Origin of the sequence: Paenibacillus sp. GCM10012306, from assembly GCF_042649265.1 — a bacterium.
GTDB lineage: Bacteria > Bacillota > Bacilli > Paenibacillales > Paenibacillaceae > Paenibacillus_AQ.
Genome location: NZ_JBHRYW010000011.1, coordinates 61,449 through 88,424 on the forward strand (window position 1 = coordinate 61,449; position 26,976 = coordinate 88,424).

A 26,976-nucleotide genomic window follows, 5' to 3' on the forward strand; every position below is an offset into this window, starting at 1 on the left:
ATGTCCATTAAACTTGCAGTTCTCGGCCTGCTCCTGGAACGGAACATGCACCCGTATGAAATCACACTGGTGATGAAGGATCGCCGAATGGACCAGATTATGAAGCTGCAGATGGGGTCACTCTATTATGCTGTCGACAAGATGTCGCAAGATGGGCTCATTGAAGCGGTAGAAGTGATAAGCAGCAAGGACAGACCTGACAAGACGATCTATAGCATTACTGACAAGGGCAAGAATATATTCGAGCAGCTCATCCTGCAGCAGATCAAGAAGAATGATCCTGTCTTCCATCCACTATATATTCCACTCGCCTTCTCCCGCTATGTAGACCAGGAAAAGCTTGCAGAACTGCTGAACGAACGTGTTCTGAAGGCAGAACATGATGTCAATCTGACCTATCAGATTTATGAAGAGCATATCCCCCTCGTGCCCCGATCTGTGCTGCATGTAATGTATGGACGGTACGAGCATTGTCTTACCGAACTAAAGTGGCTTAAGCGTCTTTATGAGGATGTGCTGGCCAACAAACTATGCGATATCGGAACATCACTGGATACAGAGGCCTGAGGGCCTCTGTTTTTTGTATGCATTAACCAATGCCAAGGATTTAATGGTATTTTATCTAATCAGATATTACTTTTTGGACCAGCTCAAAATTGCACATTAAAGGGTGATGACCGTCGGTAAGCTGAATGCTACTAACAAGGATACGGGTAGAAACAAATCTGTCGGGTCTAGAATGGTTATGGATTAGTAAGATCACGGGCACACTGTCGTCATAACCCTTAAGAAATAACCAGCTTCATCATTATTAGGCAAGGGAGGGAACATGTTATGAGCAATCCCAAGAAACCGTTCGGAGGCACCAGCCTTGATAATCCCGAACAGTACCCTACAGATCAGGAAAGCCTGTTCGAGATGTACGAAAGTGAAGCAACCGTTGACGCAATTCCGATGGAAGATCTGAATCTGGAGAGGCACGAAGAGAAGGAAGACAAGGACAACACCAAACACCGCTCTTCCAGTGAGGAGAAATACAATACAGGTTTTTAATCACAAAAAGGAGGGAACATTCTCTATCCCCCTCTTAGTCCCCCTACTCTAATGATCAAAACGTAACGAACCGGACCACATTAAATGTGGTCCGGTTTTTTTCATAATCAGGCACACAATATCGTTCTTTATTACGAATTTTATTAGAAAACTAGCGATATACAGAGTATATAAGAGATAATAAGCATTTTTAGTTCTTTATAAAGCACAAATCAATGAAATTAGCGGTTTTCTTTTTCCTAGTGCCCGTGTATGATTTGGTTATCACATCGTTCTTAATAAAGAACAAATATAGCGAACCGGCATCCCGGTAAGAAATGAGAGGAGGTATTCCTCTGTATCCTAGATCAGCTCGCCAACGAAAAAGAAAACGTAAGCATATCGGTCTGCGAATGCTGCAATCAGGCATGGCCATATCGGTTCTTTTCCTTTATACGTCCAATCAGATCGGCAGCACTTATGGTGAATTCAACACTTCGAAGCAGCAGAACACCACAATAGAGCTGTGCAAAGTATTCCCCGGCCAGATCGAGAAGCTGCTGCAGGAATTGGGCGACCACATTAAAAGGATTAACGAACTCACAGCTTCACTGAACAGCCACTCTGTCACGCTAGCTTTGGGAAGCTCCGCAGCGGTCGAAGGCTTGTCGCTGGAAGAGCTGGACCATGCCGCGCAGGAGACCGCGCAGCAGATTACAGCGGCTACCGGTGAGATTGGTGCGCTTGATAGCCAGCTTAGCTTCAATGCAGGGGTCTGGCTAGAGATTATGCAAGAGGTTGCAAGCTCTGCCCGAATTTTGTCCCAGATCGGAGGGTATATGATCAACTTAGAACCCAACTGTCTGGAAATCCGCGATGCCCAATTCTTCGAGGAGTTCCAAAGCAGCCTTAGTCAAAGCAACGTACTGTCCGAATCTCTTGTAACCACCTTGACCGGAATTCTAAATTATCTCGTCTCAATTCATGAACTCGGAGGTTCACTTCCTCCGGAGAGTCCTGTTACATCCCTGCTGGAACCAAACATTCCGGCCTTCCTGACCCAGGAGCCCATCCTGACATTCTTCGCCAGAGCCTACACACCCCAAACAGAAGTCTCCACGGAGTTACAGTCTAGCTATGAACAGATGAATACAGAGATGAACGAGGCTAAGCGTTCCCTCGCCAGCGAGATTGACACTCTGAAAGGACAGCAAGAGCAGATCGCCGAGGCAAAAGCCAAGCTGCTGGAACAAGCCCGCAAGGAGGAAGAAGAACGGCAAGCAGAGGAGAAGAAAAAGCAGGAAGAAGCTGCTGAGAAAGCCAAGGAAAAAGCAGGCAAGCCGGATAAAGGTGCACCTAAGCCAGAAACACCTCCGGCCGGCAACCCCGATCCTGATGGCAAGAACAACGGAACGGACGAACCAGCGGCATCGGCCTCTCCAATACCAACAGCTACTGCTGAGCCCGCAGACTCCCCGAGCGGAGAGCCTGCCCCTATCTCCACACCTGAGGAAACACCGAACGTACAGCCGTCCGCAGAGCCGTCGCCTTCAGCTACAACTTTGCCAGTAACGAATTCAATTCCTTCGGCAACTCCAGCACCCTCTGCTTCTCCAGAATCAGATTCCATTAAAGGCGGCGATTAAGAAATGCTTATCAAAAAAATCATTGGCAATACGATAACCACCCTGATGCTTATCGTGTTCCTGGTGGTAGTCGCAGCAGTTGTAGTCTCCAAGGCCTCAGGCGGAGAGCCTACCTTCTTCGGTTATCAAATCAAGACGGTCCTATCCGGTTCCATGGAACCGGGCATCCATACCGGCTCCATCATTGCGCTCAAACCCGGTGGTGATATGACCCGCTTCCAGAAAGGCGATGTCATTACCTTCATGAATCCAGAGAACATTCTGATCACCCACCGTATCGTCGATGTCAGCATGAACAGCGCCATTGGCGAGGCCAGCTATACAACCAAGGGCGACAACAATAACGCTGCCGACATGTCCCCGGTCAGTTCGACCAACGTGATCGGAGAGTATACCGGCTTTACCGTTCCTTATGTTGGTTATGCCATGAACTTCGCAGTTTCCAAGGCAGGTAGCGTGCTGCTAATGATCGTACCAGGTCTCCTGCTCCTGTTGTACGCGTTATACAGTACCTGGAAAGCTATCACCGCTCTGGAAAAGAAGAATAATGTGCCTGCCCCTGCTGAGTCACTGCCGGACACCTTACATTAATAGGATTGTAAACTCCCGTTTACGAAACGTGGAGCAACAATATACATGACGTAAAGTCAGAAACTAAAAAGATCGAGAGAGGGATGAAAGAATGAATATTAAAAAAACACTGGGGCTGGGCGTTGTCTCAGCAGCGCTTGGATTGACTTTGGTCGGCGGGGGAACCTTCGCATATTTCAGCGATACCGCGCAAAGTACAGCTTCTTTTAACAACGGAACATTGAGCTTGGATTCTGATCCCTCTGTGATCGTGGACCTCAACAATCTCAAGCCAGGTGATATCATCACCAGAGACTTCAAGCTGAAGAATAGCGGCTCACTTGATATTTCCCAAGTGCTGCTGAAAACGGCAACTGAAGTTATAGACGTGAACAATGACAATGGAACCCATAACTTGAAAGATGACATCGTGGTCACCTTCCTGGTTAATAAAGACAAGATCACTTCTCCGGTTCTGATTAAAAAACTGTCTGAGCTGGAAAACCTTTCGCCTGACCTTGTAAAAGCAGGCATCCTTGGTTCAGTTTTCGGCGAAAAATCAGGGATCAAGGCAGGAACTCTGGATAAGCTGTCTGTTCAGTTTGCCTTTGTCGACAACCTCCAGCCTCAGAACTACTACCAGGGAGACAGCCTGAAATTGAAGTGGACCTTCGAGGCTAAACAAGGCGCTGGCGAATACAAGTAAGCCGTTCGATCTCAACGCATTAACTATTTTGTCTACCATTTTATTAACCATATAAGAGGAGGAATTTATTCATGGGTATCAAAAAAACATTGGGTCTTGGCGTAGCAACGGCGGCTTTGGGATTGTCTTTAATCGGGGGCGGCACCTTCGCTTACTTCAGCGATACAGCGGAAAGCACAGCAACTTTCGCCGCTGGTACGCTGGATCTGAATACTAATCCTGAGCAAAATGTGAACCTGAGCAATCTGAAGCCAGGTGACATCGCTGTCCGCAACTTCACTCTGCAGAATAGCGGCTCGCTCGACATTAAAGAACTGAAGCTGGTTACTACGTATATCGTAACTGATACTAACAGCAACAACGCCGGACAGGATCTGGGTGCTCACTTTAAAGTAAAGCTCCTTGACAGCAGCTATACTAGCGGCTCAATTGCTGGCCATGTCGTTGCCGAAGCAACACTCAAGGATTTGCAGAGCAATCCAGGCTACGATTTGGTAGCCAATGCCTTCCCAGGCGGCATCTCCGCAGCCCAATCCAAGACGCTCAAATTAGCCTTTGAGTTCGTTGAGAACGGCCAGGATCAAAACATCTTCCAAGGTGACAAACTGGACGTGAAGTTGACCTTCAACGCCAAGCAAGGCGCCGGAGAATTAAAATAAGTCTGATTCCTAAAAACTACCGGCATCTCTTACACCCTTCACCGGGCTAAGACATGCCGGTTTTTGCTCCAATCCCCTCCTCTTTTCTCCTCTGAACAGCAATGTGTCTTTGTCCGTTTCAAGGAAATTTGTTATACTTATACAAAAAGTACGGAGGGGCGTTGTCATCGTGCCTGATAATATGGGAGGGCGCATCCATGAACTCCGGGTCGAGAAGGGCTTATCCTTATCCGAACTTGCGGACAAGGCGGATGTGGCCAAGTCGTACCTGAGTAATGTTGAGAGAAATATTCAGTCCAACCCCTCTATCCAATTCATTGAAAAAATTGCCGACGCACTACAAGTATCTATTCACGTGTTGCTATATGGAGACCTCTCCGACACTGAAGAGACGCCGCTGGATTCGGAATGGTTCCGGCTCGTGCAAGAGGCAATGAGCTCCGGCATCAGCAAGCGGGAGTTCAAGGAATTTCTAGATTATCAAAAATGGCGTCTTGAACAAAAGGATTAAAGATTTCGGCCCTGAGCGCTTCAATAGCTTGGGGCCCCATCATATAGAGAAGGGCACAGCATATGCTGTGCCCTTCTCTATATGTATCTGTTATGATTCAAGCTGCTAAATAGCCTTCAAAGCCTTCTCATTAAAGAAACGGCGAATCTCCTCCGCCTTGATGCCCGCCTTCTTGGCACTCAGCAGCAAATATACCCATTCTAAATCCAGATCAACTGTCTGCAGTTCTCCGTTGTTCCCCTGGTTGGACTTATCCAAAAAATCTCCTCCTAAGATTTCGCGTCCCCAGGCAGTCCGGCCGTCGTAGTATTTCTACCTTAGACCCGAGACTTTGTGCCCCTGCCTTTCAACAGGTTTACCCTTTACTGGACCCTTTACATGAAAGGATCTGGCTAGAAATTATTATTAAAAACCATACTGCAATAACATTATACAAGAAAGAATCGGAAAAGTGTGTCGTTTTCTGGGAATTTCTAAGGTGAGAAATGTAAAAAGTTTAGCTCTTTTTGACTAATACCTGTCCAAGTTGAAACCACCTGTACCCAATGCACAATTTTGAACTTATTAATAATTCTACTAACCCAAAATAGACTAATTATAGAACCATTAACCCATATCCGAGCATTGTAATCAGGTTTTATAAAAAAAACGAGGACTATCGAATTATTTTAATAGTTACACTTGTTGATGTAATCTATTTATGGCGCTATGGCATCAATGACCAGGCTGAACCATACCGTTTTGCGATTGGATTGGACGAAAGTATGAATTGATTAAGGCCACCGAAAGTAGCACAATAGTAAGGAAATGAAAACGCAACCATCACAGCTCCGAACAAGGCCCATACCAGCGCCCCGCGTTTGGAGTTCATCCGTTAGGAGGATGTATTCATGGCAGCCAAAGAGCCCTACAATGAATCTGTTTGGAGCAAATATTATGGCCCCAATCTGGGCTACATTCAGGAGAAGTATGAGCAGTTTGTGAAAGACCCCTCCTCAGTTGAAAATAATTACCGTGAACTTTTTACTGTTTATGGCCCGCCTCCCCTGGCGCCGGATGCTGAACCAGCTCCGCAGCCTATCGTCTCGGGAGATGCAGTTTGGCTTCGCAAGGCTGTCAAAGCCTCTAAGCTAATCGCTAACATTCGTATATATGGCCATTTGGCCGCCAATATTGACCCGCTGGAGCGGGATCACAATCCTATGACAAAATGGCTGAATCATGAAACGTATGAATTGACGCGAGAGGACCTCATGGCCCTCCCTGCTTCACTAATTTGGGAGAATGTCCCGGATAATATTCAAACCGCTTGGGACGCCGTTCACCGGATGCGCCAAGCCTATACACAAACTATAGCCTACGAATTTGGTCATGTGCATGATGAACAGGAACTTCGCTGGTTGAACAGCCAGGCGGAGTCCGTTAACTCACCTGCGCCATTGAATACCGCCGAACGCAAGGATTTGCTGAATCGGCTAATTCAAGTGGAGCAGTTTGAGACCTTCCTGCACAAGACTTTCGTAGGCCAAAAGCGTTTCAGTCTGGAGGGCAATGATGCCCTGGTACCAATGCTGGACGAAATCGTACGCGCTGCCGCGCATGAAGGTGCCGAGCATATCCTGATGGGTATGGCCCACCGCGGGCGTCTGAACGTACTGGCTCATATCCTGGGCAAGCCGTACGATATCATTTTCTCCGAGTTCCATCATTCACCGAACAAGGAACTGTTCCCTTCGGAAGGCTCCATGGGTATTAACTACGGCTGGACCGGAGACGTAAAGTACCATCTGGGTGCTGATCGCGCCGTACGTGAAGGCGAAACCGTCCGCACTAGGCTGACACTGGCGAACAACCCGAGCCACCTGGAGTTTGTTAATCCTGTCGTAGAAGGCTTCGCCCGTGCCGCTCAAGAAGAGCGCAGCACACCAGGCCTGCCGAAGCTCGACACGAACAAGGCAATCGCTGTGCTGATGCACGGAGATGCCGCCTTCCCAGGTGAAGGCATTGTGGCCGAGACACTGAATATCGGCAAGCTGGACGGTTATACGAATGGCGGTACAATTCATATCATCGTCAACAATCGAATCGGCTTCACGACCGAAAGCGAGGACTCTCGGTCGACGCATTATGCCAGTGACCTGGCCAAAGGCTATGAGATCCCTATCATCCATGTTAATGCTGATGACCCGGAAGCCTGTGTAGCAGCTGTTCGTCTGGCTAGCGCTTATCGCAATAAGTACAAGAAGGATTTTGTCATTGATCTGATCGGTTACCGCCGCCACGGCCATAATGAGATGGATGATCCGGAAACAACCCAGCCGATCGTCTACAGCAAGGTCCGCAATCACCCGACAGTTCACAGAATCTATGCCGAACGCCTCCGTCAGGAGAAGGTCGTCACAGATGAAGATGTGAAGCAAATGAATGCCGATGCAGAGAGCATCTTGCAGCAGGCTTATGATAATATGAAAGAAGGCAAAAATAAGAGCGCGGACAGCAAGACTTCCGTTCCCGTGAAGACAGAGACTGTCCCTAGCAAATTGACTGCCGTCTCTCTTGCTACGCTCCAACAGATCAACCGCGAGTTGCTTAGCGTTCCTGACGGATTCACAGTCTATCCTAAGTTGCAGCGGATTCTGCAGCGGCGCAAAGACGCGCTGAACGAAGGCGAGAAGGTGGACTGGGCACTGGCAGAAACTCTGGCCTTCGCGACCATTCTTAGAGACGGGACTCCGATTCGCTTGAGCGGCCAAGATGCACAGCGCGGTACCTTCGCGCACCGTCACCTCGTCCTGCATGACAGCGAGACCGGAGAGTTGTTCTCTCCGCTGCATCAATTGAGCGAAACTCACGCCTCCTTTGGCGTGTACAACAGCCCGTTGTCTGAAGCTTCGGTGCTTGGCTTCGAGTATGGCTACAACGTATTTGCACCTGAGACTTTCGTGATCTGGGAAGCCCAGTACGGCGACTTCGCCAATGCCGGGCAGGTCATCATCGACCAGTTCATCTCAGCCGGCCGGGCAAAATGGACACAGCGCAGCAACCTAGCTATGCTGCTTCCACACGGCTACGAAGGTCAGGGACCGGAGCACTCCAGCGCTAGATTGGAGCGTTTCCTCCAGCTGTCAGCGGAAGAAAATTGGACGGTGGCGAACCTGACCACTGCGTCCCAGTATTTCCACCTGCTGCGCCGTCAGGCTTCTCTGTGCGGCAAAGCAGATGCCCGTCCACTCGTCGTCATGGCGCCGAAGAGCCTGATCCGCAACGCGCGCAGCACCTCTGCCGGAACCGAACTGGTTTCAGGGCAGTTCCAGGCTGTACTGCCTGAGCCGCTGCTCGGCCAAAACCCGGCTGAAGTGAAACGGCTCGTGGTTTGCAGCGGCAAGGTCGCTATTGACCTGCAAGCCGAGCTGGAAGCTGCTACTGCAAAGGGCAAGGAATGGTCCTGGCTGCATATCTTGCGGCTGGAGCAGCTCTACCCGTTCCCAGAACAGGAACTGGCTGCTCATCTGAGCACCTTCCGTTCTTTGGAGGAAATCGTTTGGGTACAGGAAGAACCGAAGAACATGGGCTCCTGGAGCTTCACTGAGCCTCGTTTACGGGCCATCGCTCCCGAGAATACCAAGGTTAAATATATCGGCCGTCCGGAGCGTTCCAGCCCGGCAAGCGGATATGCAGATGTTCACACCTACGAGCAACGTAGAATTGTTACGGAAGCCCTGAAATTGAATTCGCAAGTACAAACGGCTGTACCGTCCTCCTAAGAGGACGGTGTCACTATAGCGTAAACTATAAAGTTTGGGGAGGTAGCGGCCTGTGTCTGAAATTAAAGTACCTGATCTAGGCGAATCCATTTCCGAAGGAACGATCTACAAATGGCTGGTTAAAGAGGGCGATACTGTCGGCCAGGGAGATGTACTGGCAGAGCTGGAGACGGACAAAGTCAATCTTGAGATTAGTGCAGAGGAGGATGGGGTCATCTCCTCCATCCTGCGGCAAGCCGGCGAGAACGTAGCCGTTGGCGAAGCCATCGGCATTATCGGCGCGGCAGCAGCCGGCACGCCAAAAGCGGCGAACGGCAGTAACACCGTGGCCGCACAGGAAGCGGCAGGCGGCAGCAACGCCGCCGCGCCTCAGGCAGTAGCGGTAGCGCCTGCACCCGCTACAAGTCCCGCGCCCGTAGCTGTGGGCGCGGGCGACAGCTCCGCGGCCCTGGCTACGCCGGGCGCGCGCAAGCTGGCACGGGAGCGCGGCATCGCCCTTGGCGAGGTTAGCGCCCGTGACCCAATCGGCCGGATTGGCCAGGCCGATGTACAGGACCATGGCGCAGCGAGTGCTGCTGCGCCAGCTGCTCCGGCGCCGCAAGGCAAGCCGGAGGCGGCGAAGCCGCTTGCGGCGCTGGGCAAAGCGCCGCACCCGGAGGACGGCAAAGCGACTGAGCGCAAGCGCATGTCGCGCAGACGGCTGACTATTGCCAGCCGTCTGGTGGAAGCGCAGCAGACAGCGGCGATGCTGACCACCTTCAACGAGGTGGACATGACGGCGATTCTCGATATCCGCAAACGCCGCAAGGATAACTTCAAAGAGAAGCATGATGTCGGGCTCGGCTTCATGTCCTTCTTCACCAAGGCCGTGATCGGCGCCTTGAAGGCCTATCCAATGCTTAACGCCGAGATCGACGGCGAGGATCTGCTGCTGAAGAAATACTATGATATCGGCATTGCCGTTGCGGCCAAGGAAGGTCTGGTCGTACCGGTCGTCCGCGATGCGGACCGGCTGAGCTTCCCGCAGATCGAGCGGGAAATCGGTGCGCTGGCCGCTAAAGCACGGGCCAACACGCTTAGCCTGGCTGAGCTGCAAGGCGGCACATTCACGATAACTAACGGCGGAGTGTTCGGCTCACTGCTCTCTACACCGATCCTTAATACCCCACAGGTAGGTATCCTGGGTATGCACAAAATCCAACTGCGCCCGATTGCACTGGACGAAGAGACTACTGTCAATCGGCCGATGATGTATATCGCCCTGTCCTATGACCACCGGATCGTCGACGGCTCCGAAGCCGTAAGCTTCCTGGTCAAAGTCAAGGAACTGCTGGAAGATCCGGAAGCGCTGCTGTTGGAAGGCTAATTGCCTTCATCCAGGTTGGCCATGAGGAAGCAAACATATCAATCAAAAAGGAGATTCCCGGAGCGTTGCTCCAGGGACCTCCTTTTTTTACGACCATACTTATCGGTCTTGCTTAGCTTCTGTACCTTAACCTTCCCAATGGAAGTAAATTCGGCAGTCATGGACGATATAAAGTACTAGACTACCGCTATTTTTTATTGAATGATCGCCTCTCGTTAATACAAATGCTTATCTCCAAAATGTAATCTTGTCAGAGCTTAACCGCACGGATTCATATCCTGCTTCCTTCGCTTTGCCTATGGAGATAATCATTACTGGCGCATAGCGTTCTTCATCTAAATCAAATGCTTTGGCTACCTGATCAACTTCAAAGCCTGCCATTGGATTCGTATCATACCCATGTGCACGAGCGACTAACATTAACTGCATAGCAAACAGGCTGCTATCGATTTTTGCCACTTCGATTTTCAATTCTTTCGGTAAAGTTGGATACATCGACAGGATCGTTTGAACCTGGCTATCACGTACTTCTGCTGGCATTTTTCCTTGTTCCACAGCTGTGTTGTAAATTTCTTCAACATTTAAATAGCTTTCGGTGTCGCCAAAAATCAGCAGCATGGCTGATGAAGTATCATTTTGCAAAGTGTTGAAACGCACAAGCGGTCTTAGTTTTTCTTTTCCTTCCGGAGTATCCACCACAACTACACGCCAAGGCTGCATATTTGCAGAGGACGGGGCCAGGCTGGCTTCCGCAATTATTTCACTAAGCTCTTCTTTCGATATTTTAAAGTTCTCGTCATAATTACGAACAGAACGGCGTTCCTTGACAATACTGGCGAAATCATTATTTAGAGTATTATTAAACATAGAATTTCTCTCCTCTTGATAACGGTAGTTTTTTGACATTGTGTATGTCGTTCGTTATCATATTCGCATTATGAACTATAAACCTAAGTTTATAGCAACAAGTAAAAGAGGTCATAGATTATGAAAATAAATGAGGTTTCGAAATTAACGGGTCTGCCTATCTCAACGTTGAGATTCTATGAACGTAAAAATCTAATTCCGGACATCTTTCTGCAAAGAGATGCCAATAATTATCGTATTTATTCTAAGGAGATTGTTGAGTTCCTGGAAGATGTAAAGGCACTTTTATCCGTAGGCTTTTCCATAGAGGAAATAAGTCTGTTAGTCAGCCAAGAGCTTAATTTATCATACGAGGTAAAGAAGCAGGTTGTTGAACAAAAAATTAAAGAAATTGAAGATGTCCAGAAACGATTGAAAAAATCGAAAAAATTCTTGCATACAGTCTTAGAAGGAAAAGCGAATTTCCAAACAAAATGTTAGAACTAAACTGACTGGAGAATGCCCTGTGAATATACGGATATCATCAATCAGTAAGGTGTTATTCTTAAGTTCACTTTATATAGTTATTTATTCAACTAACATTCCGCTTAGCTTTAGTGAAGGGAAGCCTGCGCGGCTCCATAACCATAGGGGGTATGAAGATCAATGGGAAGATCAATAGGGGCTAACCCACTCCCTGACAGTGCTTTCCCCCAAGCATGTGCAATAACTTGTCCATCGTCAGCAGAACCAGCCTCACGAATATATAAATAAGAGCATTTTTGTACCTTAATTCGGCGGCAACGAAGCGGGAACATTCATTAAGGGCATTTTTGTATGTTAATTCTTCAGGTATATCAACTTTTTAGGGATATGTAGGAAAATAAGGTGCAATAATGCTCTTAATTCCCTTTTTCACGCTAAAATCATCAATATAAGGTACAAAAATGCCGCTATTTAAACGCTGAGTCGACTTTGGAAAAAGAAACGTTACTTGAAGGAACATGGCGGGATGGCAACTGTAGCAGCATAGGCGATCAAGTGAACGCAAAGCAAAAATAGAGGAGATTAGCCCACATAATGAACTAACCATCCTCTACTTAGGTGTTACCTTTTGCTCTGTCTGTCTCTTTATTTAGGCCAACATCACAATCTATATATGGTTAAGCTGTCCCCCCGTAAGGTTTCAGACTCAATCCCTTTTCTGTTTTCTCTTTCTGCACTGGCGGCTTCAGGGAGATCGCAATGATCGAAGCCAGCAGACACAAGAGACCAATCACGATAAAGGTAGGCTTGAATCCACCCAGTAAAGCGGCAATAAATGATCCTGATAAAGCACCGATACCGAAGCCCTGATAGACGATGCCATAGTTCTTGCTGTGATTCTTCAGACCGAAGAAATCACCGACAATAGCCGGGAATACCGTAATGTTACCGCCGAAGCAGAAGGCAATTGCCGCCACACAGGCGAAGAACAGACCAAAGCTCAGATCAGCCAAGCTAAGCGTCAGCATCGCCACAGCGGTTACTACGAGTGATGCACCCACCAGCTTCAAGCGGCTCATTTTATCAGATAATGCCCCAAGGATCAGACGTCCGCTTGTGTTAAAAATCGCGATCATCGCCACCGCATTGGCTGCCGTCTGCACATCAAGTCCAGCCAGCTTCACGCCGATATCCTTAACAATGCCTATCAGGTACAGGCCGCTCATACAAGCGGTGAAAAAAACGATGAACAGCAGATACGCTTCTTTGGTGCGAAGCATTTCTTTAACGGTATAGTCCTTGGCAGCGGTGGAAATACCGGAGGCGGTTGCAGTTGCACCTGTCCGCGTTCTCGCAGGAGCCCCACCAGATGAAGGCTGCTTAGCAACTGGCACAGCGACTGGCGCCGCAGCTTCTCTAACCAGAAGCGAACCAATAACGACCATCACCATCACCATCATTCCCCAATAAAGGAATGCGTTAGATACACCCACCGAATCGATCAGACTGCCATTAATATATTTGAATACCAGGCTTCCTGTCCCATAAGCACCAACAGATACGCCGGAGATTAAGCCTTTATTTTTGGGAAACCATTTGATCAGGTTAGATAACGAAGTAATATAAGCCGTTCCGTCCGCATAGCCGACAATCAATCCTGCCAGTAGATAGAACATCGGGAGAGAACTGGCCTGTGAACTGAGCATTAGCCCCAGTCCTAGCACGATCCCTGCGGTTCCAGTTAGTCTACGGAGACCGAACCGGTCCTGCAGCTTACCCGCGAACAGCGTTGCGAAAGCCAGCGCGAAGCTGGTAATGGAAAAAGTTATTGCGACGGAGCTTAGCTCCCATCCGAATTTGGAGACCAGTTGTGCGTTGAACAAGCTCCAGGTATAGATCGTACCCAGACCCATTTGCATTATGACGGTACCTAGTACAATAAGCCATCGTTTGGCACTTTTACTATCCGTAGTTGTAGTCATAGCCATTTCCTTCTTTCTCTCGTTGGTCGCTGCAAGAGTCTCTATTGCCTCTTCATTGTAGCGAAAGCAACACCGCTTGAGGGAAATACGGAATGAGATGACTGAAATGAGGAATGAAATGCGCTTACAATCGCATAATCTGCCTGAATTCCTTGACCCGACTGCGGCTAACCGGCACTTCAAACTCCAGATCACGCAGACGCAGCAGATACGTATTGTTGAACCAAGGAATGATTTCCTTGATCTTCGACAAATTAACTAAGTAGGAACGGTGGCATCGGAAAAATCTGTCCTGCGGCAGCCGGGCATGAAAATCACTGATGCTGAGCGCCATACTATACTCTTCGCTTTTGGTCATCACACTGGTGGTCTTCTCCTGTGCTGATGCGTAATAAATATCGTCCGCATCCACCACGATGATCTTCTCGTTTTTCCATAAATTCACCTTATCGCTGAGCGGATTACGTTCACCCTCTTCGTCCTGCCGACCACGAGCGGCATAGGCTGTCTCTAGCTTGTGCAGCATCGCTTTGATCCGCACCTCGCTGTACGGCTTCAGAATATAATCGAACGCCTCTATCTCGAACGCCTCAGCGGCATGCTCTTTGTACGCAGTGATGAACACAATATAGGGTTTCACCGAGAACTTGCTGATATTCTGTGCGAGCAGCACCCCGTCGATGGAAGGAATGTTGATATCCAGAAAAAGCACATCTGCCTCCTGGCTCTGCAAATATTTTAGCGCATCCAGCCCGTCCTCAAATTGGGCAGCAATCTCGATTCCGCTGTGGGCCTCAATCAAGAAGGCCAGCTCTTGTCTGGCCAGCTCCTCATCCTCTACAATTATCGCTCTCATCGGCTCTCCTTTTTGACATCAAAATAGATGTCCGTTCCTTTGTCCAGTCGGTGAATCGTCAGTCCGTTCCCATAGATCAGCTTCACCCGCTGGTGTACATTGTATAGTCCGATCTTGTTCTCCGGCATATCGCCGCTGTAGACTTTCTCGATCGTCTCTTCAGAAATGCCAACTCCAGTGTCGCGGATACCGATTCGCACCGTATCACCCTGATCTTTTACCGAAATGGTCACGGTACCCTTCCCTTTTTCCTTCAAAATCCCGTGTACAATGGCATTCTCCACAAGCGGCTGAATAATGAGGCTGGGGATGCGTACCTCCACCTCATCATCGATATCATAAAGCACCGTTAGACGGCTGCCGAAGCGCGCTTTTTCAATCTCCACATATTGCTGAACCTGCTGCAGCTCCTTGTTAATATCAATGATTTCATCCGTCAGCTCCAGATTATACCGCATATACCCGGACAGATTCACAATCAGCTCCCGTGCTTTATCTGGATTGATCCGAATCGAGGAAATGATCGCATTCAGCGCATTGAACAGAAAGTGGGGGTTGATGCTTGTCTGTAATGCCTTCAGCTCCGCCTTGTTCGCCATCTCCTTGATGCCCTCCACCCGCGATACTTCCATCAGTGTAGAAATCATCTGCGACAGCCCCACCGCCATAGCCTGAAGGGAATACGTAATCTTATGGGCTTTGGTGTAGTAAATTTTGAGCGCCCCCGTCACCTCGCCCTTCTCCTTAAGCGGGATAATAATCAACGATTTGATCAGGGGGTTGGTATGGTCGGTATCATTGTTCCGGATCGTAATCTCGCCGCTGGACAGCGTCTGCTTGGTCTCATCGCTAATAATCTCGCTGGTCTCGGCATAATGCTCTTCCCCTATACCAACGTATGCGCGGATCAGCCTGGTATCTGTGATGGCTACAGCGTCCGCTCCAATATCCTCCTTGATGATCTGACAGATGGTATGCAAGGATTCGGGATTGATGTTGCGAAAATACGGCAGCGTCTTGTTGGCGATATCGAGTGCAAGCTTGGATTGCTTGGCGGCGATCCGCTCCTTTTCTCCCTCCACACTCTGAACCAGCATTACGATCAGGCCTACACTGACCTGGCCGATAATCATCGGAAAAGCAATCTTGGACACGATGTCCACCCCAAGCGAAGTTGGATGTGCCATTCCTAGAATAAGCACCATCGTTAGCGCCTCACAGGCCATCCCGGCAAGAATGCCGGCGATCCAGCGCCGTTCAACAGAGCTGCGACGGTAAATCACACCAGACACTACCCCCGCAATCACGCTCGTGATAAGACAGGGGACCGAGGTTACCCCGCCGATATCGATTAGAAAACGGTGTACGCCTGAGATCACCCCGGTGATCAGCCCTACCCATGGACCAAACAGTATCCCTCCGGCCATAATGGCAATGATCCGCACATTCACAAGCGAGCCTTCCACGTTAATGCCGCTGTAGGTGCCGAAAATGGCAAACAGACTGAACACCACCGTTACAATCGCCAGCTCCTGAGGGGCGTACGCACCTTTTTGAAAAATCTCTTTAAACCGCGGCAGACGGGTCAGCACGAACAGACACATCAGCAGTAGCGCGGCTCTTTCGAACAATTGCATCAAAATAGAAAACGTGTGTTGCATTGTCACGGCCTCCAAGAACAATATATCGGTCATTATAGTTATAGTTCCCGTCGCTGTCCAATTGTAGGCCGAATCTGTACATCCTTCAGTTCTCTATGTAGCTAGACAGACTATCGGCAGATGAACAACGAAACTCAGAACTAATCATCCTCTTTTCCACTAGGTAACATCCTCATTCATATTTATAATGAATACATGACGATACCACCAACGGACCTCAGTGACCTTATTCCCTCCGAAGAGGACTTTATGGGGATTTAACGGACTCCAGAGCCGTTGTTGACAAACTTTAGTCTTTCTTTTGTTAGATTCTGTGTAGATAGCTGCTTCTGAGTCCGTAAGGTACTAAAAAAGCTGATGCAGGAGCAATAACGTCACCTGGGTCCGTAAGAGGTCTATATTGCTGGTTCGTGGTATTTGTGGACTTCTGCAGCCGCACGTTGTTCCATATTGCTGGTTCGCGGTATTTGTGGACTTCTACACCCGCACGTTGTTCCATATTGTTAGTTCGCGGTATTTGTGGACTTCTGCAGCCGCACATTGTTCCATATTGCTGGTTCATGGTATTTGTGGACTTCTGCAGCCGCACGTTGTTCCATATTGCTAGTTCGCGGTATTAACGGCAACGCTAGCGGGGCATTAGAGCGGTTGGCTGGGGGAAATTTGCTGGAGGCTTACAATAACGGAGGCGATAACTATGAAAATAAACAATGAGGAAGATATTCTGCGACTTGTCCAAAACGATCCGTGGATGATGGGGGTACTGGAAACAGCCAGTCTACTCCATCTACCAGATTGGTGGGTGTGCGCAGGCTTTGTCCGTTCAAAAATATGGGACACGCTCCATGGCTTCGTGGAAAGAACACCTTTGCCGGATGTTGATGTTGTCTATTTTGACCCCTCTAATCTCGATGAAGCAGAGGAGAAACGACTGGAGGAGCAACTAAGAAGCATAGATCCTTCAGTCCCTTGGTCGGTTAAAAATGAAGCTCGCATGCATCTGATTAATAACATGTTACCATTCTCATCCTCCACAGAAGCTATTTCGAACTTCACTGAGACCGCAACTGCGCTTGGGCTTAGTCTGGACGAGGAGAAGCGAATCATCTTGACAGCTCCACACGGGATCGATGATGCGGTGAATATGGTGTTAAAACCGACGCCTAATTTTGCAGCAGACAAGGAACGCCACCCAATCTTTGTAGAGCGGATCGCGCGAAAAAACTGGCAACAGACCTGGAGCCAACTTCATCTGCATACATCAAGTGCTGTTGATGATTTTCCTACCCTTGTTTAGGTAGCCCAATTCACCTAGGTCAAGTGTCACTATCTATGCATAGGCATAAAATGCAGTATTAATAGACGAAAGGAGAACTTCAATGAGACAAGAAAACAATGGAGTTCAAGGCTTTCAGCAAAGAGATCCCCAACAACAATATTACGGTCATGAACATACGCAACATCCCTATCCCTATCCCTCACCCCATCCTTATTTCCATATCTACAGCTCCCCCCAGGGTATTCACCACATTCATCATCACCACCATCATCATCACCATCACCACCATTACACCGCGAGAGAGCAAGACACTCATCAATAACGATATTCAAAAAGGGACCGGCTATGAGCAGAATACGCGCTCAGAAGCTGGTCCCTGTATTTTATATTCCCGCCCGCTCAACCATTCCGCGAGCGATCCATACGCCTGCCGCTCCGGCCTGCGCTAGACCGCGGGTAATGCCCGCACCGTCTCCGCCGCAGTAGAGGCCGGATATCTCCGTCTCCATCGCTTCCGTAAGCTTCGGACGGGCGGAGTAGAACTTCGCTTCCACGCCATAGAAGAGTGTATGCTCGGAAGCAATTCCCGGCGTGACTTTCTCCAGCGCCTCTACCATCTCGATTAGGCTCTTCATGGTGTTGTAAGGCAACACCAGTCCCAAATCACCCGGCACGGCTTCCTTCAGCGTTGGTTCCAGGAATCCTTCGCTGATCCGTGTCTCCGTAGAGCGCCGTCCACGCAGGATATCACCATATTTCTGGACGATGACGCCGCCGCTGGACAAGTCATTAGCTCTCTTACAGATTTCCCGGGCATATTCGTTCGGTTTGTCGAACGGGTCTGTGAACTTATGCGAGACCAGTAGGGCAAAATTCGTATTTTTGGACCCGAGTGCCGGATCCTTATAGGAGTGCCCATTCGCTGCCATGACCCCGCTGTGATTCTCCACCACCACATGACCGGATGGATTACTGCAGAAGGTACGGACACGCGTACCCACAGAAGTATTGAAAATGAACTTCCCTTCATAAAGATGCTCGTTAATCTCCTGCATCACGACATCCGAAGTCTCGACTCGAACGCCAACGTCCACCTGATTGTTGTACATCTTCAGACGGCGCTTCTTCAGCACCTCAGTCAACCAGGCCGAGCCGTCACGGCCCGGTGCAATCATGACCAGATCGGCCTCGTAGCTCTCCCCGTTCTTCATGGAAATGCCGGTCACCCGGTGAGTTCCATCCTCTTTGACCGTTATCAAGTCCTGTACTTCTGCTTTATACATCATATCGATACGTGTTTTCAAATATTCATATATAGATTTCAGAATCTCGAGGTTCTGCTCTGTTCCGAGGTGGCGAACCTGCGCCCGCAACAGCTTCAATCCAGCCGCATAACCACGCTGCTCGATATCCCGGATACTGTCCGTTGTAGGATCGGTAATTAGATCGGTGGCCCCATGCTCCAGGTTAATCCCGTCTACATAGTTGATTAGCTCGAGCACCTTCGAAGGTGCCAGATAATCCGTCATCCACCCACCGAACTCGGTTGTGATATTAAACTTGCCGTCACTGTATGCGCCCGCGCCCCCAAAACCGGCGGTTATGGAACAAGCAGGCAGACAGCCCGCAAACTCCTTGCGACCGGAGGCTGGCGGACAGAGCTTGATTTTCTCCTCCAGAATTGGACAACTGCGGCGATAAATATCATGACCTTTATCTACGAGCAGCACCTTCCAATGCGGGGCCTTGCGTGTTAGCTCATAGCAAGCGAATATTCCGGCCGGACCGGCACCAACGACAATTACATCATATTTACTCATTTGTTCCTCCCACGAAGATAAGGCTTCTCCGTCCTTGCTGCGGACGGTACGCATTCTCACAATATGATCACTTTGTGTGCTTGTTTGACAGAACTATGACGAGAACCGGGCGTCTGTACAGTCCAACCTTTGCTTACTAGAACATTCAACAACAAAAAAATCCCGGCTACTTATAGGTATGCCAAAGCACCCTATTCGTAGCCAGGAATTTACGGTTCCCTGTAGAGACCCCCAAACCCTATCTTCGGGGATATACGAACTTTCAATACGAATTCTATAGAAAACATACGTATGTGTCAAGTTTAAATATCATATATAGTTCGTATATAGTTAAATATTAAACATTTTTTTCCTGTTTGGGTTTATTTTTAACACCAAAAACCGAACATTATCCCTATGACAAGTTATAGAAGGAAACGATAGGACCTTGTCGAATATATAAGTATATTGCCACTTGAAAAGAGGAACATCTTATGCAGTCCCTACTACAAAATCCTCGCGAAAAATATTGGAATCGCATGCTACTGAACGCTTTCTGGGTCATTCTCCTGGTCTATTTCGCCGGTCAATTGCTCATTTTGCTGGTCATGGGCAATGGCAGGCTGCTGATTTCGGAGAGCGAGTATATTCATATCCGCATGGTACTTCCCGATTCCATGATTCTGATGCTGCTTCTGCTGCTAGAAGGAATCTATCGCTGGAAGCCCTCCTTTTCCGAGATCTCGATTATTGCGGCCAGTCATGTGTATGCCATGATTATTATTCTGCACATCTCACCGGATGTAGCCGTGGAACAGTTCATTCTGCTGATGCCATTGCTTGTATCCATGATCTATCTGAAGAGCTGCTATCTGATCGGATCTTCTGTGATCTGCCTGATCTACTCAGCAGTATTATTCGGAACAGGTGTGAATTATAGCTATATAGAGTACACCGAGAACATTATCATCATTACCATATTTGCAGGAACCTCACTAGCCGGGTTCGCAATCATCGGACGCGGGCGAGACTTGATTCAATCGCTGGAGAATTCAGAGAAGTCAGAGCAGGATCTACGGATACAGAATATCATCATGGACCGATTATCCAAGATTGATCCTTTGACGGACTTATACAACCATAAGACCTTCCACGAATATTTGGGCTGGCTGATTGAGCATCAGCAGAGCAACCCGTTCCCGATGCAACTGGCGGTTCTGGACATCGACAATTTCAAGCAGGTCAATGACAGGTTCGGACATTGGGTCGGAGATATCGTGCTGAAGCATGTGGCATCCGTTGTCCTCAAACACATCTATCCCGATGATTTTGCCGCACGTTACGGTGGAGAGGAATTTGTTGTGATCTTGAATGCCAAGTCTTTCGAAAGCTCACATGAAATTATGGAGACTATCCGTGCGGAAATTGCTGGCCACCCCATTGAGGAGATGGAGGGTCAGGTTATCACCGTGAGCATTGGCATGCATGATTTTGCAGGTGCCGACTCCAAGAGCTATGTATTCCAGAAAGCCGATGATGCATTGTACGAAGCGAAGAAATCGGGAAAAAACCGAATTGTAGCTCTATAAAAACTTTCAAAAAAAACGAGCCCTCCAATAAGGAGCAGCTCGTTTTTTGAGTTTATACTTCCTATACGCCTCTATAAGGAACACTGTCGTCTATTTCTCAGAAGTAGCGCTCGACCTCCAGCAGCTTGCCTACACCACGTCCGGGAACTGGTCGGCTAATGAGATAGCCCTGCACCTTGTCACAGCCGGAATCCTTAAGAAATACCAGTTGCTCCTCGTTCTCTATACCCTCTGCGACCACTTCCAGACCCATCTTATGCCCCAACTGAACGATAATTTGTACAAAGGATTGGCTGTAGGCACTGTCGGACAAAGAATCTATAAATGCCTTGTCGATTTTGAGTGTCGATATCGGCAGCTGCTGCAAATAACTCAGCGAGGAATAGCCTGTACCGAAGTCATCGAGCCCAATACGAATCCCACAGGATTTCAAATACTCCAGTTTGGTAACCATTCTCTCAAAGGATTCCATAAAGATAGACTCCGTAATTTCCAGCTCCAGGCATTCCGGCTGCAGCCCGGTTTCCTCCAGCGCATTCAGCACCACATCAATGAAATCGTCTTGCAGCATTTGAATCACGGAGATATTTACCGATACTTTGTAGGGAATCCCTACCCGATCATGCACATCCTTCATGAAACGGCAGGCTTCGCGCAGCACCCATTCCCCGATATTGGTGATCAGTCTGGAATCCTCCGCAACCTTGATAAAAGCAAGCGGGGAAACAAAGCCCAGCTCGGGACTGTTCCAGCGGATCAAGGCTTCAAAACCAGAAATCAGGCCTGTTCGAATATCTACCTGTGGCTGGTAGTGCAGCTCAAACTCATTGTTTTTCACGGCACTTCGCAGATGTTTCTCAATGTTCATCCGTTCATTAAAGGCCTTATGCATCGACTTATCGTATACGCTATATCTACCCTTGCCCTCTTCCTTGGCACGGTACATGGCCACATCAGCATTCTTCAGCATTTCCTCCGTGGTATCCCCATCCTCTGGGTAAAAAGAAATCCCGATGCTGACCGTAACGTACAATTTGCTCTCTCCGATCAGGAAGGATCTTCTGAATGCCTCGATGATCTTTTCGCCCAATCCAAGAACGGCCTCTTTGTCCTGAATATCCTTGAGGAAAATCACGAACTCGTCTCCGCCCAACCGGGAGAGCATCCCCTCTTCACCCACCAGCGATTGCAATCGCTCGCTGGCCTTGCGAATCAGCACATCCCCAAACTTGTGACCGAGCGTATCATTGATATATTTGAAATTATCGGTATCCACAAACAACAGCGCCGCCGAACCTCCCGGCTTCCGGAAATACCTCTCCATCGCCTCCAGCAAACTGGCACGGTTGGGCAGATCGCTAAGGGAATCGATATAGGCCAGACGGTGCATATTCTTCTGATTTTCCAGCAACAACTCGTACTGGCCCATAAGCTCTTGCTGAGTCGCTGTGAGCTGCTCGTAGGTCGCTTCCAGCTCCTGATAGCTGTTGTTCAGTTTGCGCTCCACCTGTTTACGATTACTAATATCAATCAGTGAGCCGAGGAACATCAGAATTTTGTCCCGTGGGTCGACAATCGCCTTCCCTCTGACCTCAAACCAGATGTAGTCCCCGTCCTTGGTCCGCATGCGATATTCTGTCTCATAAATCGGGGTTTGTCCGCTCAAATGCTCCTGTCGGGCTTTATTCGACGACGCCTGCTCATCAGGATGAATGATGCTGAGCACACCGCCTTCATAGGAATTGATCTCTTCCTCAGTGTAACCCATCACCTCGTACCAGCGGTCCGAAAGCCTGTAGTAGCCAGTCTCCCAGTCAAGTTCCCACATGTAAGCTCCGGAGCCTTCGGAGGCCAAGCGGAACCGGCGCTCGCTGATACGTAATTTATCGAACTGGTCCTGCAATTCCACTTCGGTTGCCGCCAGTTCTTCGTATGTAGATTCCAGCTCTTCATAGCTTAACTGGAGTTTAAGCTCATTCTGCTTGCGTATATCAATATCGAGACCAGCCAGCACGAAGATATCCTCCGCCTGACGATCCAGCCCCTTAATCAGTGTGGTGCGAATGATAAAATACTTACCGTCCGGTTCGCCCTCTGGAAGCTTCAGCTCAACATCGCTGACGTACTCCAGCTTCACTGCCTGCAGCAGTAAATCTCTGAGCATTGCCACACTGCCCTCGAGACCACTCAGATCCTCAAGGTTTGTACCCAGCATCTCCCGCTCGCTAAGCCCAGTCAGCCTTTCGGCATAATGATTGAATCGCACAATCCTTTTGTCACTATGCACAGCCCAGATCATCATACCTGTATTCTCGATGACATCCTCGAAGAATTGCTGCTCTGCATGGATCTCCCTGCGCAGGCGATTAATATACATCTTCAGCAGAAAAGCACCGACTACCAGCAGGCAAAGAGCAATAATCACGCCGGCAACCACCTGAGTGAATACCTTATTTCTGTAGCTATCGGAATGAGTGAAAAAGTATTTCTGGTACAGCTCCTCGAATGCCCCGGATTCCTGCAGCCGTTCCAGACGATTGTTCAAATAATAGACGAGATCAGGCTTGGACTTGCTTACCCCGATAGCCACATTCACCGGGTAAAGATCGCTGAGTTTGTGGACAATGGTACCGGTCAGGCCTTGATCGACAATCAGGTAATCAACAACACCCTGGTTCTCGAACAGCAGGTCGACTTCACCTTTTTTTAGCGCCTCCAATGCAGCAGGTATTGTGGGATATGTTATGTATTGTTTGATGTTTGCTTTATCACGCAGTATAGCCTCGGTGTATTGGTTCTTTCCTACAGCGATCTTGTAGTGGCCCAATGTGTTCAGGGTGACTTCTTCTTTGAGGGATTGGCGGGCGTACACGGAGATTTTACTCTTGAATACAGGCACTGAGAACAGGGCCTCCTGCTTACGCTCATCGGTAACGACCATCAGCCCGGCAGTATCGATCTCGCCATCGATCAGCCGTTCATACACATCTCCCCAATCACCGGTGCTGTAATGAACGAGGTACCCCTGCTTGTCAAAAATCATGCTGATCAAATCAACATCAAAGCCGGTAAGGTAGCCGTTCTGTATGTATTTGTAGGGGGGATAGTTCAGTTCGGCCTGGTATTTAATCTCCTGTCGCTGCGCATGAGCAGCGGCCGCAGGAAACGTGAAGATAAGCAGAATACTAAATAGAAGCAGCAATGCACTTCGCTTCATCGTAAGTTCTCCTTTTTCCAAAATCAAATAACAGCCCTATCTCCAGCTTTATTCGACAAAAAATGGTAAGGTTCCTGCCAGTTCCCTGTGGGGTGAACATAAAATGTGCAACGTAACAGAGAAGTTCTTCAATTTTGTATTGATTTTTGACTCTAAAATGTGGATAATAACAATTATAGTTGATAATGATTATCATTATTGAATAAAAAATATGCAAACTCACTATAATTTGAGTACAAAGGAGACTGAACACCGATGAGCGCAGCCACTTCCCGGACGACACTTCAGGTTGACGATTACCTGGACCTCCTCAACCTAGCCGTAAAAGTCGGCGATCTGAAATGGCAGAAGGAGATCAAATCCAGACTGCAATACATCCTCTGTCTGCAATCCAGATAACGACCTGACAGCCGCATTCCCTTTTTGGGGGATGCGGCTTTTTTTGTGCGTTACCTTGGAAACCAACAGCGGCTGGATCGCGTAGTGTTTTATAATATATAGGCGTGAACAGAGGAATAACGAAGGGTTCATTATATAGTATAATATTCAACATAATACAGGGTGAGTTGATGCCCCTGGAGATCGGAGTGTGCCATCTTGAAAAGGTTTATACTGTTGTTCATGATGATTAGCCTTTTATGGGTACCGGGCGTCTTTGCCGCAGACATACCTGCGCAGGGACCGAACCGGGTTCAGGATGAGGCCGGATTGCTGAATGCCCGCGATATAACTGCCATCTCCCAATTAACCGCAGGTGAAGCTGTTACCTTTCATATCCTAACTGTGGACTCGACAGAAGGAAGGTCTGCCGCGGATTATGCCAATGATGTCTTTAATTCCTGGGGGCTTGCCGCCAGGGATGTGCTACTGCTCATCTCTGCTCAAGAGCATGATGTTCAACTGGTCTTCGAGAATCTGCCATTGCAATCCGCGATTAATTCGTGGGCAAAGAGTCAAGGGGTGTCTGGTAGAAGCGCCGCCCTTACCAAGCTGCTAGATACGTATTTCGTTCCCTCTGCCAAAAATGGAGACATTGGCGAAGGTATCACCTCTCTTATGAATGCCGTACAGGAGATTAGCGGCGCGGCAGGCAACAGCGGGGCAGCGCCTTCTGGAAGTGGAGCCGCCGCTGGGTCGCAGGGCTCTGGCTCAGCAGTTGGTTCACACAGTTCCGGCGCTGCAGGATCAGGAGCTGGATCGCACGGCTCCAGTTCGGCAGGGACAGGATCAGCCCCGCTGAAGAACGGAAGCTCCGGATCAACAACTGCGGCCCGGGCTGCAGTTGTTGTCGGGGCAGTCCTGCTGCTCGGCGCCTTGTTCATCCTGCTGACAGGTCTACGCCGTAGCAAGCAGCTCGGCGAACAGAAGGAACAGCTCTCCGGCCTGCTGGTACGAACCAATCAGGCTTTGGAATCTCTGCAGCCGTTTCAGGGAATTGTGCAAGGCAAGACGGGCGCGCTGGTTGAAGCTATCTCCACGCGCTTGTCAGCCCGCTTAGTAGACATCTCCTCACGTACAGGTCAAGATGCTAAACCGGCTTTGTACCGCTTGGGGGAATTGCAAAAAGTCTTGGAGAAGCTTCGTCAAGACAATGGCGCCTTCCGCTCAGCACTTGAAGAAGATGAGAAGGAAATTGAGGTCATCAGCGAGGCCGACCGGCATGTGAAGCAACGTATCACTGCCCTCAAGAAGGAAATTCCCGAGCTGGAAGAAGCTCTGCACGCCCTGATCGGAGGGACTGGCTACAGCCTGCAGACGATGGTCCATGATTTCCATATATTGGCTGACAAAGCAGCCAAAGCCGATCAGCTGGAGCTGTTCGACCCCATTGCCGCTCAGGAATTCACAGAGGATGCGCAGAAAATACAGACGAAGATCGGGAAAGACCTTCAGGATGTGAGCGTATATAACGATAAGTTAAAAGCATTTCCTGGGGTGCTGTCAGACACCCGAACAACGATTTCTTCACTGATCGTGCAGCATTCACTACAGAATATGAAGGTCAGACCCTATGACCATCTGGAACAGGCCAGCAGCGAAGCCGAAGCGATGAAGGCTCCACTCCAGAGCGGGGACATGAACGAGGTGCGCAGCATCGCCGCCCGTATGGACCTGCTCCTGTCAGAGGCTGTGGCGATGACTGAGCGGCAGGGACAGATTCGGGGACAGAACCGGCGGGATCTCGAGACGGTTCGTATGAACTGGACCCGCCTCAAGCAGCGGCGGGATGAACTGCAAAGCCGCCTCAGCGATGCCGGAGGCCGGTTCGCGGAGCAGCATCTGGCGAGTGCCCGAGAAACGCTGGAGGCGTGGGGTACACGCCTGCGGGAAGGCGCAGGCGAAGTGCCACAGATCGAGACCTGGACCAGTGATGAACGCGGGGAATTCGATCAAGCGCGCAGCGGTCTGGACCGGCTCCTGTCGCTTCAGGACGAAGCTTCCGCGCAGTTTAGCGACATCTCCGAGGGGCTGGATGCCCTGAACAGCCGGTTAGACAAAATCAACCGGCTGCTCGCAGAAGGGCCCGCCCGGGTCGATGCCGCACAGAGCCTGCTGAAGCGGAACGGTCTGGCCCGCCAGGCGCGTTCCCATAATCCGCTGCTCGTCGATTATGAGAAGCTTACACAGCGGCTGGTCTCGCCGCCATTCCACCTGGATGAACTGGAGACGCTCGCCCGGTCTTATGAATCGGCAATCAGCGCCTTTGTGGAAGAGGCGAACCGGCTCGTCCGCCAGAAACAAGAACAGGAGCGCCAGGCTGCAATGGCACTGATGCTTGAGCAGCAGTTGCAGCAACAACGACAGCAACAGGCCCATAACAACAATTCGTTCGGTGGCGGAAACCATTCCTCTGGCGGCTCCTCATGGGATAGCGGAGACAGCAACAGATCCTCTGGTGGTTCCTCTTGGGGCAGCGGAGACAACGACAGATCCTCCGGCGGTTCCAAGTGGTAGATCACATGGAGTCAGAATCCCTGTTTCATTGAATATAAACCCCTTCAGAAAT

At 49.3% G+C, this 26,976-nt stretch carries 22 protein-coding genes and 2 riboswitches; of the genes, 15 read left to right on the top strand and 7 right to left on the bottom strand.

The genetic code is table 11. The features are described 5' to 3' along the window. The 7 genes from ACFORK_RS21785 (at position 1) to ACFORK_RS21815 (ending at position 5,124) form a co-directional block, all read left to right on the top strand. Complete coding sequence (locus ACFORK_RS21785; RefSeq protein WP_379202943.1) at positions 1-567, top strand: PadR family transcriptional regulator; 567 nt, start codon at positions 1-3, stop codon at positions 565-567. A 267-nt stretch (positions 568-834) separates the two neighbouring features. Continuing rightward, a complete protein-coding gene (locus ACFORK_RS21790; RefSeq protein WP_379202945.1) occupies positions 835-1,053 on the top strand; it encodes a hypothetical protein in 219 nt (72 codons plus the stop codon). Between the two features lie 317 nt (positions 1,054-1,370). Beyond that, the gene (locus tag ACFORK_RS21795) at positions 1,371-2,678 is read left to right on the top strand and encodes a hypothetical protein (protein ID WP_379202947.1); all 1,308 of its coding nucleotides are present in this window, start codon (positions 1,371-1,373) and stop codon (positions 2,676-2,678) included. A 3-nt stretch (positions 2,679-2,681) separates the two neighbouring features. Continuing rightward, a complete protein-coding gene (sipW, locus tag ACFORK_RS21800) occupies positions 2,682-3,269 on the top strand; it encodes a signal peptidase I SipW (RefSeq protein ID WP_379202949.1) in 588 nt (195 codons plus the stop codon). A 91-nt stretch (positions 3,270-3,360) separates the two neighbouring features. Next, entirely contained in the window at positions 3,361-3,954 is a 594-nt protein-coding gene (locus tag ACFORK_RS21805; RefSeq protein WP_379202952.1) for a TasA family protein, read from the top strand. 71 nt (positions 3,955-4,025) lie between these two features. Next, complete coding sequence (locus tag ACFORK_RS21810; RefSeq protein WP_379202955.1) at positions 4,026-4,613, top strand: TasA family protein; 588 nt, start codon at positions 4,026-4,028, stop codon at positions 4,611-4,613. 181 nt (positions 4,614-4,794) lie between these two features. Continuing rightward, entirely contained in the window at positions 4,795-5,124 is a 330-nt protein-coding gene (locus ACFORK_RS21815) for a helix-turn-helix domain-containing protein (protein ID WP_217622300.1), read from the top strand. A gap of 105 nt (positions 5,125-5,229) precedes the next feature. Here the strand turns inward: ACFORK_RS21815 and ACFORK_RS21820 are convergent, their stop codons facing one another. After that, entirely contained in the window at positions 5,230-5,382 is a 153-nt protein-coding gene (locus tag ACFORK_RS21820) for an anti-repressor SinI family protein (RefSeq protein WP_246316984.1), read from the bottom strand. Between the two features lie 27 nt (positions 5,383-5,409). After that, positions 5,410-5,494: riboswitch (cyclic di-GMP riboswitch) on the bottom strand. A 520-nt stretch (positions 5,495-6,014) separates the two neighbouring features. Here ACFORK_RS21820 and ACFORK_RS21825 point away from each other — a divergent pair. After that, positions 6,015-8,888, top strand: a complete 2,874-nt coding sequence (locus tag ACFORK_RS21825) for a 2-oxoglutarate dehydrogenase E1 component (RefSeq protein ID WP_379202957.1) — start codon at positions 6,015-6,017, stop codon at positions 8,886-8,888. A gap of 52 nt (positions 8,889-8,940) precedes the next feature. After that, entirely contained in the window at positions 8,941-10,254 is a 1,314-nt protein-coding gene (gene odhB, locus ACFORK_RS21830) for a 2-oxoglutarate dehydrogenase complex dihydrolipoyllysine-residue succinyltransferase (protein ID WP_379202959.1), read from the top strand. A 228-nt stretch (positions 10,255-10,482) separates the two neighbouring features. On the opposite strand, the gene ACFORK_RS21835 is transcribed toward odhB, so the two are convergent. Beyond that, entirely contained in the window at positions 10,483-11,121 is a 639-nt protein-coding gene (locus ACFORK_RS21835; RefSeq protein WP_379202961.1) for a nitroreductase family protein, read from the bottom strand. A gap of 120 nt (positions 11,122-11,241) precedes the next feature. On the opposite strand from ACFORK_RS21835, the gene ACFORK_RS21840 reads away from it, so the two are divergent. Further along, entirely contained in the window at positions 11,242-11,601 is a 360-nt protein-coding gene (locus ACFORK_RS21840; RefSeq protein ID WP_379202963.1) for a MerR family transcriptional regulator, read from the top strand. A 662-nt stretch (positions 11,602-12,263) separates the two neighbouring features. Here ACFORK_RS21840 and ACFORK_RS21845 read toward each other — a convergent pair. The 3 genes from ACFORK_RS21845 to ACFORK_RS21855 form a co-directional block, all read right to left on the bottom strand. Then, positions 12,264-13,568, bottom strand: a complete 1,305-nt coding sequence (locus ACFORK_RS21845) for an L-lactate MFS transporter (protein WP_379202965.1) — start codon at positions 13,566-13,568, stop codon at positions 12,264-12,266. 124 nt (positions 13,569-13,692) lie between these two features. Next, complete coding sequence (locus ACFORK_RS21850) at positions 13,693-14,424, bottom strand: LytR/AlgR family response regulator transcription factor (protein WP_379202967.1); 732 nt, start codon at positions 14,422-14,424, stop codon at positions 13,693-13,695. Next, complete coding sequence (locus tag ACFORK_RS21855) at positions 14,421-16,085, bottom strand: LytS/YhcK type 5TM receptor domain-containing protein (protein ID WP_379202969.1); 1,665 nt, start codon at positions 16,083-16,085, stop codon at positions 14,421-14,423. Before ACFORK_RS21855 ends, ACFORK_RS21850 begins: the two co-directional genes overlap by 4 nt. A gap of 697 nt (positions 16,086-16,782) precedes the next feature. On the opposite strand from ACFORK_RS21855, the gene ACFORK_RS21860 reads away from it, so the two are divergent. Together ACFORK_RS21860 and ACFORK_RS21865 are read left to right on the top strand one after the other, a co-directional pair. Further along, a complete protein-coding gene (locus ACFORK_RS21860; protein ID WP_379202971.1) occupies positions 16,783-17,382 on the top strand; it encodes a nucleotidyltransferase family protein in 600 nt (199 codons plus the stop codon). 98 nt (positions 17,383-17,480) lie between these two features. After that, positions 17,481-17,813: a hypothetical protein gene (locus tag ACFORK_RS21865; RefSeq protein ID WP_379202973.1), complete on the top strand. Its 333-nt coding sequence runs from the start codon at positions 17,481-17,483 to the stop codon at positions 17,811-17,813. On the opposite strand, the gene ACFORK_RS21870 is transcribed toward ACFORK_RS21865, so the two are convergent. Beyond that, positions 17,748-19,184 (bottom strand): NAD(P)/FAD-dependent oxidoreductase, encoded by a 1,437-nt coding sequence (locus ACFORK_RS21870; RefSeq protein ID WP_379202975.1) that lies wholly within the window; start codon positions 19,182-19,184, stop codon positions 17,748-17,750. The genes ACFORK_RS21865 and ACFORK_RS21870 overlap by 66 nt on opposite strands. A 178-nt stretch (positions 19,185-19,362) precedes the next feature. Continuing rightward, positions 19,363-19,462, bottom strand: a riboswitch (purine riboswitch). A gap of 195 nt (positions 19,463-19,657) precedes the next feature. Between ACFORK_RS21870 and ACFORK_RS21875 the strand changes: the two genes are divergently transcribed. Further along, positions 19,658-20,752, top strand: a complete 1,095-nt coding sequence (locus tag ACFORK_RS21875) for a GGDEF domain-containing protein (protein WP_379202977.1) — start codon at positions 19,658-19,660, stop codon at positions 20,750-20,752. A gap of 97 nt (positions 20,753-20,849) precedes the next feature. Here ACFORK_RS21875 and ACFORK_RS21880 read toward each other — a convergent pair whose 3' ends face one another. Next, a complete protein-coding gene (locus tag ACFORK_RS21880; protein WP_379202979.1) occupies positions 20,850-23,969 on the bottom strand; it encodes an EAL domain-containing protein in 3,120 nt (1,039 codons plus the stop codon). A 255-nt stretch (positions 23,970-24,224) separates the two neighbouring features. Here ACFORK_RS21880 and ACFORK_RS21885 point away from each other — a divergent pair, with 255 nt between their 5' ends. Continuing rightward, the gene (locus ACFORK_RS21885) at positions 24,225-24,368 is read left to right on the top strand and encodes a hypothetical protein (protein WP_379202981.1); all 144 of its coding nucleotides are present in this window, start codon (positions 24,225-24,227) and stop codon (positions 24,366-24,368) included. Positions 24,369-24,566: 198 nt separating this feature from the next. Beyond that, a complete protein-coding gene (locus ACFORK_RS21890) occupies positions 24,567-26,924 on the top strand; it encodes a TPM domain-containing protein (protein WP_379202983.1) in 2,358 nt (785 codons plus the stop codon). Positions 26,925-26,976: the final 52 nt, after the last annotated feature.

Bases quoted from the DNA above. Each gene is read 5' to 3' on its own strand.
- ACFORK_RS21805 (WP_379202952.1), top strand. From the start codon at position 3,361: ATGAATATTAAAAAAACACTGGGGCTGGGCGTTGTCTCAGCAGCGCTT.
- ACFORK_RS21870 (WP_379202975.1), bottom strand. From the start codon at position 19,184: ATGAGTAAATATGATGTAATTGTCGTTGGTGCCGGTCCGGCCGGAATA.
- ACFORK_RS21835 (WP_379202961.1), bottom strand. From the start codon at position 11,121: ATGTTTAATAATACTCTAAATAATGATTTCGCCAGTATTGTCAAGGAA.
- ACFORK_RS21815 (WP_217622300.1), top strand. From the start codon at position 4,795: ATGGGAGGGCGCATCCATGAACTCCGGGTCGAGAAGGGCTTATCCTTA.
- ACFORK_RS21865 (WP_379202973.1), top strand. From the start codon at position 17,481: ATGGAGTTCAAGGCTTTCAGCAAAGAGATCCCCAACAACAATATTACG.
- sipW (WP_379202949.1), top strand. From the start codon at position 2,682: ATGCTTATCAAAAAAATCATTGGCAATACGATAACCACCCTGATGCTT.
- ACFORK_RS21885 (WP_379202981.1), top strand. From the start codon at position 24,225: ATGAGCGCAGCCACTTCCCGGACGACACTTCAGGTTGACGATTACCTG.
- ACFORK_RS21785 (WP_379202943.1), top strand. From the start codon at position 1: ATGTCCATTAAACTTGCAGTTCTCGGCCTGCTCCTGGAACGGAACATG.
- ACFORK_RS21850 (WP_379202967.1), bottom strand. From the start codon at position 14,424: ATGAGAGCGATAATTGTAGAGGATGAGGAGCTGGCCAGACAAGAGCTG.
- ACFORK_RS21860 (WP_379202971.1), top strand. From the start codon at position 16,783: ATGAAAATAAACAATGAGGAAGATATTCTGCGACTTGTCCAAAACGAT.
- ACFORK_RS21875 (WP_379202977.1), top strand. From the start codon at position 19,658: ATGCAGTCCCTACTACAAAATCCTCGCGAAAAATATTGGAATCGCATG.
- ACFORK_RS21795 (WP_379202947.1), top strand. From the start codon at position 1,371: ATGAGAGGAGGTATTCCTCTGTATCCTAGATCAGCTCGCCAACGAAAA.
- ACFORK_RS21810 (WP_379202955.1), top strand. From the start codon at position 4,026: ATGGGTATCAAAAAAACATTGGGTCTTGGCGTAGCAACGGCGGCTTTG.
- ACFORK_RS21840 (WP_379202963.1), top strand. From the start codon at position 11,242: ATGAAAATAAATGAGGTTTCGAAATTAACGGGTCTGCCTATCTCAACG.
- ACFORK_RS21790 (WP_379202945.1), top strand. From the start codon at position 835: ATGAGCAATCCCAAGAAACCGTTCGGAGGCACCAGCCTTGATAATCCC.
- ACFORK_RS21855 (WP_379202969.1), bottom strand. From the start codon at position 16,085: ATGCAACACACGTTTTCTATTTTGATGCAATTGTTCGAAAGAGCCGCG.
- ACFORK_RS21825 (WP_379202957.1), top strand. From the start codon at position 6,015: ATGGCAGCCAAAGAGCCCTACAATGAATCTGTTTGGAGCAAATATTAT.
- ACFORK_RS21880 (WP_379202979.1), bottom strand. From the start codon at position 23,969: ATGAAGCGAAGTGCATTGCTGCTTCTATTTAGTATTCTGCTTATCTTC.
- ACFORK_RS21845 (WP_379202965.1), bottom strand. From the start codon at position 13,568: ATGACTACAACTACGGATAGTAAAAGTGCCAAACGATGGCTTATTGTA.